This window comes from Algoriphagus hitonicola (assembly GCF_900113375.1).
Taxonomy (GTDB): domain Bacteria; phylum Bacteroidota; class Bacteroidia; order Cytophagales; family Cyclobacteriaceae; genus Algoriphagus; species Algoriphagus hitonicola.
In genome coordinates this window covers 46,569-58,651 of sequence record NZ_FOPC01000004.1, presented here as the reverse complement: position 1 = coordinate 58,651, position 12,083 = coordinate 46,569, and the positions used below count along the sequence as shown (strand labels likewise).

General features: G+C 44.0%; 9 protein-coding genes. 5 read left to right on the top strand and 4 right to left on the bottom strand.

Annotated features, from left to right (window positions below):
* Window positions 1-82 precede the first annotated feature (82 nt).
* Window positions 83-1,477 (top strand): MltF family protein, encoded by a 1,395-nt coding sequence (locus BM043_RS06610; RefSeq protein WP_092790037.1) that lies wholly within the window; start codon window positions 83-85, stop codon window positions 1,475-1,477.
* Between the two features lie 2 nt (window positions 1,478-1,479).
* On the opposite strand, the gene BM043_RS06605 is transcribed toward BM043_RS06610, so the two are convergent.
* The 3 genes from BM043_RS06605 to BM043_RS06595 form a co-directional block, all read right to left on the bottom strand.
* Window positions 1,480-1,947: a RidA family protein gene (locus tag BM043_RS06605; RefSeq protein WP_092790035.1), complete on the bottom strand. Its 468-nt coding sequence runs from the start codon at window positions 1,945-1,947 to the stop codon at window positions 1,480-1,482.
* A gap of 13 nt (window positions 1,948-1,960) precedes the next feature.
* The gene (locus BM043_RS06600; RefSeq protein ID WP_092790033.1) at window positions 1,961-3,274 is read right to left on the bottom strand and encodes a gluconate:H+ symporter; all 1,314 of its coding nucleotides are present in this window, start codon (window positions 3,272-3,274) and stop codon (window positions 1,961-1,963) included.
* Window positions 3,275-3,358: 84 nt separating this feature from the next.
* Complete coding sequence (locus tag BM043_RS06595) at window positions 3,359-5,665, bottom strand: T9SS type A sorting domain-containing protein (protein ID WP_092790031.1); 2,307 nt, start codon at window positions 5,663-5,665, stop codon at window positions 3,359-3,361.
* A gap of 38 nt (window positions 5,666-5,703) precedes the next feature.
* Here BM043_RS06595 and BM043_RS06590 point away from each other — a divergent pair, with 38 nt between their 5' ends.
* The 3 genes from BM043_RS06590 to BM043_RS06580 are packed head-to-tail and all read left to right on the top strand — an operon-like array spanning window position 5,704 to window position 9,652.
* Window positions 5,704-6,897 carry a lipoprotein N-acyltransferase Lnb domain-containing protein gene (locus BM043_RS06590; RefSeq protein WP_092790029.1) on the top strand — a complete coding sequence of 398 codons (1,194 nt, stop codon included), beginning with the start codon at window positions 5,704-5,706 and terminating at the stop codon, window positions 6,895-6,897.
* Window positions 6,898-6,957: 60 nt separating this feature from the next.
* Window positions 6,958-9,000, top strand: coding sequence for an excinuclease ABC subunit UvrB (uvrB, locus tag BM043_RS06585; RefSeq protein ID WP_092790027.1), 2,043 nt, complete (start codon window positions 6,958-6,960; stop codon window positions 8,998-9,000).
* Window positions 9,001-9,007: 7 nt separating this feature from the next.
* A complete protein-coding gene (locus BM043_RS06580) occupies window positions 9,008-9,652 on the top strand; it encodes an AlbA family DNA-binding domain-containing protein (RefSeq protein ID WP_092790025.1) in 645 nt (214 codons plus the stop codon).
* Here the strand turns inward: BM043_RS06580 and BM043_RS06575 are convergent.
* Window positions 9,627-10,550 (bottom strand): 1-aminocyclopropane-1-carboxylate deaminase/D-cysteine desulfhydrase, encoded by a 924-nt coding sequence (locus BM043_RS06575; RefSeq protein WP_092790023.1) that lies wholly within the window; start codon window positions 10,548-10,550, stop codon window positions 9,627-9,629. The two genes, BM043_RS06580 and BM043_RS06575, sit on opposite strands and share 26 nt — an antisense overlap.
* Before the next feature lie 52 nt (window positions 10,551-10,602).
* On the opposite strand from BM043_RS06575, the gene BM043_RS06570 reads away from it, so the two are divergent.
* Entirely contained in the window at window positions 10,603-11,637 is a 1,035-nt protein-coding gene (locus BM043_RS06570) for an RluA family pseudouridine synthase (protein ID WP_092790021.1), read from the top strand.
* Window positions 11,638-12,083: the final 446 nt, after the last annotated feature.

The following is a 12,083-nucleotide window of genomic DNA, read 5'->3' as shown; positions in this document are numbered from 1 at the left end:
TTTTTTAAGGTGAGGCTATTTTAGTCTTTGGCATACCATTTGACTATCAAGGCTTTCGAACCATCGGACTTTGTCCAAGTGCATGCGAAAGTCAGTCGTTATTTTATTTTCTACCTTGATTTTGATTTTGTTCGGGGTACAATGCACCTTTCTGGAGCAGCAACTGAATAAGGTCAGAAAAGAAGATCCCTACATTTTGGATCTGGAGGGGATTAAAAAGCGCGGTATTCTAAGAGCCGCCGTGGACAATAATTCGACCGGATATTATATCTATCGCGGCCGGAGAATGGGCTACGAATATGAACTTTTACAAGATCTCACCAAGGAGCTGGGCGTTCAGCTTAATTTGGTGTTGGTTTCTGATATTGACAAGGCCTTTGATTTTTTGAATGATGGGACGGTCGATCTAATCGCCATGAATTTGGAATATAGCCCTGAACGGGATGAAATGGCCACCTTTTCTCGGCCTTTAGGAGATATTAGCACCGTTTTAGTCGGCTCACTCCAAAGTCCAAAAATCCAATCTTGGCAGGACCTTGAGTCAGATACGGTTTATGTCCGAAAGGGAGCGATTTATAAGTCCCAACTTTGCAAAATCAAAGATTCTTTGCAGGTTAATTTTACTGTGATTGAATCCCCTTTGCATGAAGAAACTCTGATCGATCAAGTGGTGGATGGTGAAATCAAATGGACGATCGCCGATCAAAATATTGCTCAGGCTAATGCCACCTATTATGATGGGTTGAATATCTCTTGGAAGGTCACCGAGTCGGAGGATGTTTCTTGGGCACTGCGGGACAATTCTCCCAAACTGCTGGGAACGGTAAATAAATGGTTGGATCAAGAAAAAAATAAGCTGATCCCTATTCTTTACGCCAAATATTTTCTGAATTCCAAAAACAGTTATTTCCGCTCCACGAGTCCATTTTCCTCCCTAGCGGGAAACCGAATTTCGGTGTATGATGAACTTATTCAGCAAGGTGCACAGGAGTTGGGTTGGGACTGGCGATTGTTGGCTTCTTTGGTTTACAAGGAGTCCCGTTTTGATACCACCGCTATTTCCTATGCCGGCGCTCAGGGTTTACTCCAGTTGATGCCCGTGACCTTGGAGCGATTTGGGGTAACCAATCCCAATGATCCGGATCAATCGCTTATGGGCGGAGTCCGGTATCTACGGTATTTGGATAAGTTTTGGATGGAGCGGGTGCCGGAAACCAACGAACGGATAAAATTTATTCTCTCTTCATACAATATCGGACATGGGCATGTAGAAGACGCCTGGAGGCTTGCATTAAAATACGGAAGTAATACCCAAAGCTGGGATGAAGTCGCCTATTTTTTGGAGCAAAAAACCAATCCCGAATACTATCGGGATCCTGTGGTCAGAAGTGGATTTGCCAAAGGGCACTTGGCCGTACGCTACGTGGAGGATGTGATCAATATTTTTGAATCGTATAAGGCTTTGGTATCCCCTTAAGCTTATTCATGAAGCTCAAATATGGCTTCGATTTCGACTGGAATATTATCAGGAAGTGATCCCATTCCCACTGCAGATCGGACACCTACTCCGTTTTCTTCTCCCCATATTTTGGCAAATAATTCACTGCATCCGTTGATCACAAAAGGATGTCGCTCAAAATCTGAACTGCAATTGACCATGCCTGTTACCTTGATGACTCGCTTGACACGGTTGAGGGATCCCAAGTTTTTTTTGATGGTGGACAACATAGCCAGCCCCACTTGCCGGGCAGCGAGTTTTCCTGCATCAGCTTCCAAATCCTCTCCGATCCGTCCGATGATCATACTTCCATCATCTTTGACTGTTCCATGCCCAGAGAGGTAAAGGTATTTGCCATCGATCAGACAAGGTTTATAAACCCCCAAAGGCTTGGGAGCAGGAGGTAAGGTTAATCCTAGTTTTTCAAAGTTGCTTTCTGCAGATTCCATAATTAATATCAGTTTAGATAAATATATCCAAAATCAAGACACCAATCAAGCCAACCACTGCCACCAATGTCTCCATTACCGACCAGGTTTTGATGGTGTCTTTGATGCTTACATTAAAAAATTCTTTATACATCCAAAAACCGGCATCATTAAAGTGGGAAAACATCAGGCTTCCTGCTCCAATCGCCAATACCAAGAGATTGGGGTCCACATTCATAGTGGTGACAAGAGGAGCAATAATACCCGCTGTGGTCAATCCCGCCACTGTTGCCGAACCCACACAGACTCGGATGATTGCTGTAATCGTCCAAGCCAAAACGAGCGGATGAACATCCCAGGTTTTTAATCCTTCGGCTATCGTCAGACTCACTCCCGTATCGGTGAAGATCTGCTTTAACGCGCCTGCTCCAGCCACGATAAGAAGAATCATTGCGATATCCTTGGTCGCATCGGTATAGCGATCCATGAGTTCTTTCATCTTGAACCCGCGTAATAAACCGAGCGAAAACGTAGCATAAAGTACCGATACGATCATCACCACTCCCGGATTGGAAATAAACTTGACCAGCGGACCGTAAGTTAAATTTTCCCCCGCCTGCAAACTCAAGGCAGTAGTCCCAACCAACAGAAAAACGGGTAAGAGCGCCGTGAAAAGGCTGTTTCCGATTCCAGGTAATTCTTCCTCCGGCTTGATTTCGGCTTGAAAGGTTTTTAGGGGATCGGCCTTTACATTTTTCAAAAGCTTGGCATAAAGCGGACCAGCGATAATGACTGTCGGAATCGTTACCAAAAATCCATAAAATAAAGTCAGTCCCATATTGGCACCAAACTGTGAAACCAAGGCGGCAGGAGAAGGATGCGGCGGCAAAAATCCATGCGTCACCGAGAGTGCTGCCAAGAGTGGAATACCGACGTAAACGGCCGAAATCCTGTACTGATAGGATACTGTAAAAGCCAAGGGGACTAATAAAACAAAACCTACATTATAGAACAATGGAATGCCGACAATCAATCCGGTCAAGGCCATGGCCCAAGTGATGCGTTTTTCCCCAAATATCTTCATCAAAAAACCCGCGATCCGCTGTGCAGCTCCGCTTTCTGCGACGAGTTTACCCAGCATGGCCCCCATCACGATCACAATGACCAGGTCTCCAAGAAGGTCGCCCATGCCTTTTTGGACCGAACCGGCGATTTGATCCGCAGGCAATCCCAGTAAAAAACCGGCAGTAATGGAGGAAATCAAAAAGGCCAAAAAAGGATTGAGTTTGGCCCAAACGATCAGAACCACCAGGAGGATGATGCTAACCAATACAAGTACAAGGGTCATAGGCTGAGATTGGGTTAAGCTTCCAAGATAAAAAATTTGGATTAGAGCCCCGAATGCCTTTGATAATTTTATCGATCTTGGTGATTAGTGGCGAATCCATCGGACTACCTGACTTTCCGATTGATGCGTGACTTGAATGATGTAAAGCCCCGGACTTCCATGAGTAAGTTGTTTTACTATTTTGTTTTCATCCCAAATTCCCTGGTAAACTTGCTTTCCAGGTAATTTTAAAATTTCAACTTGAATATTCTCTAAGGCCCAGTTTTTAGGAATCAAGACATCCAGCTTTCCGTTGGAATAGGGGTTTGGAAAAAGAGAGAATTGCTGATCGCTAGAATAGGCAGTTGGCTCTAAGCGAATTACCCAACTCCACTTATCTTCCTTGTTTTTTTCAATAAATTTGATTCGATAGTAATGATCCAGCTGAAGATTGATAGCCGGATCGAAATACTGATAGTTAAAAGTACCCTCACCGGGATTGGAAGGAACCTCCGCAATTTTTCTCTCAGATGAAATATCAGAAGATAGGGAATGGTAAATTTCATAGATTCCGCTGTTCCCGTTTTGGGCTACTTCCCATTCTAAGAGCGCGCCCTCTTTTGATTCTTGGACGGAAAAATCCACCCAGGTAATAGGCAAAATAGAAAGAGTCCTAAAACTTCCGATCGTAAAATTCACCCCCTCAAGATCTTCAAATGTCAAATCCCGTCTCGCCCAAAGTTCATCTGGATCCAAGCCATCCAAATGATCTCCGGGTGCGGCATATCCAGTTCCGACTATCCTCAAATCATCCACATCATCCACAATCAATTTATCTGCGGAAATCCGTAATTCTACCGGATTGGTACTGGGATTTAACCCCGAAAACTGAAAATACGAATACAGTCTATACAAAATTGGAGTATCGTCTGAGTCATCAAAATCTGCGTTATACTCAGCCCCTTCATATTCGGTGAATTCAATATTCAAATCTCCACCAGCAGAATTTCCCAAGAGTTGGACCTTTCTGATTCCACCATTTTTGGTGTCTTCAAACGGAAAAGTACCATTGACCGCGTCGAACGAAGTCGGGATATTATGATAAGTATAAAGTGAAGCATTTTTCCAGCTTCCGCCAAGATAGTTGAGTTCGCCTCCGCCTGTCTCATTTAGGTGAAGTTCGTTTCCGTTGAGATTTAGGCTGCCGGACAACATATTTAAAGTTTCCAGTACGCGAAGATCCTCCTCCACAATTAATTCCCCGCTGGGCTTGTTTAGAGTGAGTTCTTGAGTTTCAAGTGAAGAATTTTCAATTAATTGATCACTTCCTCCCAGAAATTGGAGATGGGAAAATTGAGCGATTATTTCACCTGTACCGGATTGGGTAAGGTTTCCTAAGATGGTAAGATTGTTTGGAAGGCTTAAATTTTCATTACCCTCCAATACCAAATTACGGACAGACTGTGGAGTGCTGGCATCTGCATAGCTTTTGGAAAGGAAGTTTTTAGGGCTATTTGGACCGCGGTGAATTACCGTTCCATTCAACTGAACGGTGGCCGCTTCGACTTGTGGATTTTCTCCCTCCAAAATCAGAGTGCCTCCTTGTTGTAGGTCAAAGTTGGCCGCACTGATTGAACCGGAGCGGAAACTGATTTCCTCATTGCAGTTCGTGATCAGAGTTGCTCCGTCTTCAATAATCAAGTCTCCATAGGGACCACCTCCAAACTGGGAAGTATTGGTATTAAATGAAAAGGTTGGGCAGTTTTCGGGGTTTACGCTGGTATCAAGTTCCTGAATTAGGGTGCCCGAGCGGATGGTAAATCGAAGAGATTTGAAGGCTTCCTGAATAGTCAGCTCCACGCCAGGTCCCGGATCAAAAACAACGGAATAACGACTGTTGTCAGATTGAGCAGACCAAGCATCGCGAGGAATAATGATTCGGCTATCTCCCCGAAAGGTCAAAGTGGAAGTAAGTGAATTTCCGATCCAATTGGTACTGTTCCAAGCACGATTTGGAGTGCCTGGAGCGGGGCCTTCAAAGGCTTGAAGCGACCCATAAATGTCAAGATTAAATCCATTCAGATTCAATTTTTGCCCGGCTTCTGCCTCAGCATTAATAAAAAGGCTCTTCACTTCCTCATCCTGACTAAGACTAAGCGTATGGTTCTGATTGATGTAAACGTCATTGGTTTGGTCGGGAGGTTCGGTCGCAGCGTTCCAGACAGTTCCATCGTATTGCTCCCAAATACTGGTTGTTTGAAAATCTCCACTTAAAATTGTCCTGTAGGCGCCTGGTTCCTGAGATAATCCTTGACCGTATAGCAGGCATAATAATCCTATTGCCGACAATATCCTGTATATTCGGCTTTTAAAAAGTGCCAAATGGACTACTGTTTTGTCCCTGAAAAACATGGTAAAAGAGTTTAAAAAAGGAGAATTAATTTAACACAATGAATTTTAAATTCAAAATCTCACTATGGTTTATTTCATTGGTAATCATGGCCTTGAGCGGTGCTCAGGCTCAAATCTACCGAATCAGCCTATTGACCTGTGATCCTGGGGAGGATCTGTATATGGCCTTTGGGCATAGCGCCATCCGTGTCCTCAACCGGGCCGACGGGACGGATTATGTATTTAACTACGGTACTTTCAACTTTAATACCCCCAATTTTTACGGAAAATTTGCCGGAGGAAAGCTCGATTATATGCTCTCTGTTTCTAACTATGCGGATTTTATCGCCACCTACAATGCCGAGCGTCGCGGGGTAAGAGAGCAGGTCTTGGATCTCTCCTACGAGCAGCAGCAATATATGGTGGAGTTTCTTCAGGTCAATTACCTGCCTGAGCGTAGATATTATCGTTATGATTTCTTCTTTGACAATTGTGCCACGCGAATCCGGGATGCGATGGATTTGGTTTTAGGGGATGATTTGGTTTGGAATGATCAGGAAGCAGAAAGTAGGGAGCGGACCTTTAGAGAATTGATCGATGAATATGTCCTGCGGATTCCTTGGGCAGATTTGGGAATTGACTTGGCGCTCGGTGCCGTGATCGATCGGGATGCTACTCCACAAGAAGAGCAGTTTTTGCCCGATTATATGGAGGCGTCTTTTGCCCGGGCGGAAATCCAAGGAGACGGACCTTCGCGGCCTCTGGTCAAAGAGACCCAAGTGATCCTCGAATTTCCCAAGCCAGCGGAAGGACTTCCAGCCATCAATCCCTATTGGATTTTTTGGGTGGTAGCTATTGCTTTTACCTTGATTACGTGGTTGGGATACAAGCGCAGACGCCTTTTTATCGGCTTTGATATCGGCTTATTTTCATTTTTGGGCCTTCTTGGACTGGTGGTGTGTTTGCTGTGGTTTGCTACGGATCACAGTGCGACCAAATGGAACTGGAATATGCTCTGGGCTTTCCCCGGACATTTACTCTTGGCAATCGGATTAGCCTCTAAAAATCTGAAAAAATGGGTACGACCATACGTGCTGTTTGCTTTGATTATGGCGGATGCGGCGGTTGTTTTTTGGATTTTGGGTTGGCAGTCCTTTCATCCCAGTTTGATTCCACTGATGTTGGTGATTATTCTCCGAACCAATTATTTGTATTATAATATTGAGAAGTATAAACAGCTGGCTTCTGCTTGATCCGGCGGCTTTAAAACTTTTGTTACCCCTTTTGATGTTGGGTTACTTGGAGCATATATTATGGAATTTAAACTGACATCTGATTATCAACCTACAGGAGACCAACCGGAGGCGATTCGGCAACTCACCTCAGGAATAAATGCTGGAGATGAATCCCAGGTTTTGCTGGGAGTGACCGGATCGGGTAAGACCTTCACGGTCGCCAATGTCATTCAGCAAGTTCAGAAACCTACCTTGGTCTTGAGCCATAATAAAACCCTTGCCGCTCAACTTTACGGAGAGTTTAAGCAGTTTTTTCCCGAAAATGCGGTCGAATATTTCATCTCCTATTACGATTATTATCAGCCGGAGGCCTTTATTCCCAGTTCGGGTACCTATATCGAGAAGGATCTCTCTATCAATCAGGAAATCGAAAAGTTGCGGCTGAGTGCCACTTCAGCCCTGTTGACAGGAAGGAGAGATGTGATCGTGGTGGCATCGGTTTCCTGTATTTATGGTATCGGAAACCCGGAAGAATTTGCCAAAAATGTAGTGAAACTTCAAGAAGGAGATCGGATACCCCGCAATCAATTGCTGTTTAAGCTCGTGGATATTTTGTATTCACGTACTCATCAGGATCTGACTCACGGGACATTTCGGGTCAAAGGTGATACGGTGGATATCTTCGTGGCTTATGCCGATTGGGGTTATCGGATTTTCTTTTGGGGAGATGAGATTGAAGCCATTCAGCGAATAGATCCTGTATCTGGCAAAAAACTAAATGACGAAAAGATCATTTCGATTTTTCCTGCAAATCTCTTTGTAACTGGACGGGATACCATTACCACGGCCATCAAGGAAATCCAAGATGACATGGTGGCTCAGGTTAACTTTTTTGAGAAAGAGGGGAAGTTTATGGAAGCCAAGCGGCTTCAGGAGCGAACGGAATTTGATTTGGAAATGATCCGAGAGTTGGGTTATTGCTCGGGAGTAGAAAACTATTCCCGATATTTTGACCGACGTCAGCCTGGAATGCGTCCATTCTGTTTGCTGGATTATTTTCCGGATGATTTCTTGATGGTGATTGACGAAAGCCATGTGACCGTACCACAGGTTCGGGCGATGTGGGGTGGAGATCGATCCCGTAAGGTGAATCTGGTGGATTTTGGCTTTCGATTGCCTTCCGCTTTGGACAATCGGCCGCTGAAATTTGATGAATTTGAAGATTTGACCAATCAGGTAATCTATGTTTCTGCAACTCCGGCCGATTATGAATTGGGGCTGACAGAGGGAGTAGTTGTAGAGCAGATTATTAGACCGACAGGGCTATTGGATCCTACCATTGAAGTGAGACCGAGTCAAAATCAAATTGACGATCTTTTGGAAGAAATTGATCAGACGATTCAAACCGACGCCCGGGTTTTGGTGACTACCTTGACCAAGCGAATGGCAGAAGAACTTCAAAAATACCTGGAACGAGCGGGTGTAAAATCCCGATATATTCACTCGGAGGTCAAAACGCTGGATCGAGTTGAGATTCTTCGGGAATTGCGACTGGGTGTATTTGATGTGCTAGTGGGTGTAAACTTATTGAGAGAAGGGCTTGACCTTCCTGAGGTTTCATTGGTCGCAATTTTGGATGCGGATAAAGAGGGTTTTCTGCGAAATGAGCGGAGTTTGGTACAGACTATCGGTCGGGCAGCCCGTAATTCAGAAGGGCGTGTCATCATGTATGCGGATAAAATCACAGATTCCATGCAAATGGCCATCGACGAAACCAAACGTCGAAGAGCTTTGCAAATGGTCTATAATGAAGAACATGGTATCACCCCAACTACCGTAATCAAATCCCGTGATAAAATCATGGGACAAACCAAAGTGGCGGATTCCAAAAAGAAGGCAAAAGTCTATGCTGAACCGATGCCGGGAGAGGCAGCTTTTGCAGCTGACCCAGTGGTGCAATATTTGAGCATTGACAAGCTCGAAAAACTGATTGCTCAAACGCAGAAACAAATGGAAAAGGCCGCCAAAGAGCTGAATTTCATGGAGGCTGCCCGGCTTCGGGATGAGTGGCAAGCCCAAAAGGCCCGATTGGAAGAATTGAAAAGAGGCCCGGGAAATTAACCGAACAATGACACTTCAAGAAATAAAGACCCTGGCAGCAAAGGGCGAGGGTCTTACATTGGAATTTAAAAAAAAGATTGCCTTTCCGGAAAAGGTGGTGAGGGAACTGGTGGCCTTGGCAAATACTGCCGGAGGGACTTTGCTAGTCGGGGTGGACGATGATGGGACGGTCAGTGGTCAGCGGTTTATCGAAGAAGAGGTTTTTGTCTTGGAAAAAGCCATCAAAGACTTGATTTCCCCTTTATTGGAGTATCAGGTTAGTTCGGTGAAGCTTTCCGAGAAAAAAGGAGTCGCAGCATTTTTGATTCCACAAAGTAAAGTCAGGCCACATTACATTCAGGAAAAGCAGCGGAAACAAGCATTTGTCCGCGTGGCCGATCGGAGCGTTCAAGCAAGTAGGGAAGTATGGGAAATTTTGAAGCGTGGAAGAGATCCGAAAGACACCGTCTTTACCTACGGGAAAAAAGAAGAAATCTTGATGAAATCCCTGGAGGAAATGGGCAAAATCACCATGAAAGAATATGCCCGATTGGCAAAGCTTCCGTATTTTTTGGCTAGTAAAACGCTTGTTCGATTGGTTTTGGCAAATGTCCTTCAGATTCATCCTCAGGAGTCCGAGGATTATTTTACCCTGAAAGAGGTGGGAGCTTAATTCCAGTTCTCTCGGTAAAACCGGCGATTCCCTGTAGGCCTCCTGTATGAATACTTAATATTTTGGTCCCTTTTGGAAATTCACCCTTTTCAATTTTATCCCAGATTCCAAAAAAATGTTTGCCCGTGTAAATCGGGTCCAGCGGAATGCCAAATTGCTCATAAAACCACCAAATAAAATCGATCAAGGCCTGCTGATAGTTGGCATAGCCTCCAAAATGATAGGCGGTGATGATTTCATATTTTCCCTTTGGGATCATATCGTATTTTTCAAGGAGTAATTGAATTTCGGCATGAATAAACTCTCCTTTCAAGGCGGAAAATCCGAGAAGTTTTTGCTGAGAATTCATTTGGTTTAAAATTCCGGCAAAAGTTCCTCCAGTCCCGATGGATACCGTCAGCAGATCAAAGTTATGGTCCTCCGGCTCCAAAATCTCAGCTGTGCCTTTGATGGCAAAACTATTGGTTCCTCCCTCGGGAATAAGATAATATTCACCAAATCGCTCTCTGAAGTCCTTCAGAATTTCAGGAGAAGTTTTCTTTCGATAGTCTGACCGGTTCAGATAATGGAATTTCATTCCATTTTTTTGGGCAGCTTCCAAGGTGGGATTTAGGGGTAGGGTTTCTTCACCCCGAATCACCCCGATCGATTTGAGATTTAGTGAATTTGCGGCAGCTGCAGTGGCTTGAATATGATTGGAATACGCCCCTCCAAAAGTCAAAATGGGGATAGTTGACTGCTTTTGAGCCTGTTCCAGATTGTATTTCAGTTTGAAAAATTTATTGCCAGAGACCTCCGGGTGAACCCAATCAAGTCGCTTGATGGAAAGCCCGATTCCGCTTTTTTCCAAAATTGGATGATCGAGGGGCTGATTGATGATGGGATTGGCTACGAGCATGTGAAATGGTCAAGTGTAGTAAAGTTAAGGCAGATCCTTTTAATTTTACGGCATGAATAAAATGGGAGAAGAAGATTTTGATGAAGAGGAGGTTGAACTCTACGAACACTATCGACTGGTGGTGGACAAAGGACAAACCTCAACACGCATCGATAAATTTATCACCGATAAGATCGCCAACGCTTCCAGAAACAGGGTTCAGCAATCCATAGATTCGGGGACTATTCTGGTCAATGGACAGCCGACTAAGTCCAATTATAAAATCAAACCCAACGACGAAATTAAGATTATGCTGACCATGCCTCCCCGGGAGACGGAGGTGTTGGCTGAAAATATTCCTTTGGATATTATTTATGAAGATACGGATTTGATGGTCGTCAATAAGCCTCCGGGAATGGTCGTTCATCCAGCTCATGGCAACTGGACTGGGACATTGGTCAATGGCTTGGTGTATCATTTTGAGCATTTACCGGAGATGAAAGGAAATGCCGGCCGTCCTGGACTGGTACACCGCATCGACAAGGATACCTCAGGGCTCTTAGTCATTGCCAAAAATGAGGAATCCATGACTCATTTGGCTGCGCAATTTTTTCATCACACGATCGAGCGGACCTATTATGCGTTGGTTTGGGGTGAACCGGAAGAAGATCAAGGTACGGTGACCGGACATATAGGGAGAAGCGCTAAAGACCGAAAAGTGATGGACATCTTTCCGGATGGCTCCCAAGGAAAGCATGCGATCACTCATTGGAAAGTACTGAAGAGGCTCCGCTATGTGAGTTTGATTCAGTGCAATCTGGAAACCGGCCGCACTCATCAGATCCGGGCACATATGAAATACCTCGGCCACCCGTTGTTTAACGATGCCATGTATGGAGGAGATAAAATCCGGAAAGGAACTCAGTTTTCGAAGTATAAATCATTTATTCAAAATTGTTTTGAGATTATGCCGAGACAGGCCTTGCATGCCAAATCATTGGGATTCATTCATCCTAAAACCCAGGAGAAGTTATTTTTTGATTCAGAATTGCCCGAGGATTTTCTCCGAGTTCTTGAAAAATGGGAAGGCTATGTTATTTCCAATTGATTGATAGCTATCTTTTTCTCCCAAATTTTGAAAAAAGCTAAATTTCAAAGCTCATTTTTTGAGAAACTCCAATTCCTGTGGATTTCATTAATGATTTGTCAATTATGCAGAAGTAATTGGTTTTAAAATTGATGATTAATTAAAATTCAATCGATTTCATTAATTATAATGTAAAAATTTAGATTAAATCTTGAATAATTTGCAAAAAAGAATCGAATCCTTGTATATTTGAATCATCAAGGTAGCTAACAAAAGGGAAGCTAACCAGATTTTAAACACTATACTGTAGGATGTTGAAATTGGCAGACAAGCCCTCCTGTCTCGGGGGTGGAGACCATAGAATAAAGCATTTTAGCGAGCTCGTAAATTTGCCTAACTACTCCGTGGAGGTTCGAATCCTTCTCCTACAGCAGGTTATTTTGGGTTTATTGTTAATTGACTAAAAC

Excerpts from the sequence above, each read along its gene's own strand:
- BM043_RS06610 (WP_092790037.1), top strand. The coding sequence starts at position 83 with ATGCGAAAGTCAGTCGTTATTTTATTTTCTACCTTGATTTTGATTTTG.
- BM043_RS06605 (WP_092790035.1), bottom strand. The coding sequence starts at position 1,947 with ATGGAATCTGCAGAAAGCAACTTTGAAAAACTAGGATTAACCTTACCT.
- BM043_RS06600 (WP_092790033.1), bottom strand. The coding sequence starts at position 3,274 with ATGACCCTTGTACTTGTATTGGTTAGCATCATCCTCCTGGTGGTTCTG.
- BM043_RS06595 (WP_092790031.1), bottom strand. The coding sequence starts at position 5,665 with ATGTTTTTCAGGGACAAAACAGTAGTCCATTTGGCACTTTTTAAAAGC.
- BM043_RS06590 (WP_092790029.1), top strand. The coding sequence starts at position 5,704 with ATGAATTTTAAATTCAAAATCTCACTATGGTTTATTTCATTGGTAATC.
- uvrB (WP_092790027.1), top strand. The coding sequence starts at position 6,958 with ATGGAATTTAAACTGACATCTGATTATCAACCTACAGGAGACCAACCG.
- BM043_RS06580 (WP_092790025.1), top strand. The coding sequence starts at position 9,008 with ATGACACTTCAAGAAATAAAGACCCTGGCAGCAAAGGGCGAGGGTCTT.
- BM043_RS06575 (WP_092790023.1), bottom strand. The coding sequence starts at position 10,550 with ATGCTCGTAGCCAATCCCATCATCAATCAGCCCCTCGATCATCCAATT.
- BM043_RS06570 (WP_092790021.1), top strand. The coding sequence starts at position 10,603 with ATGAATAAAATGGGAGAAGAAGATTTTGATGAAGAGGAGGTTGAACTC.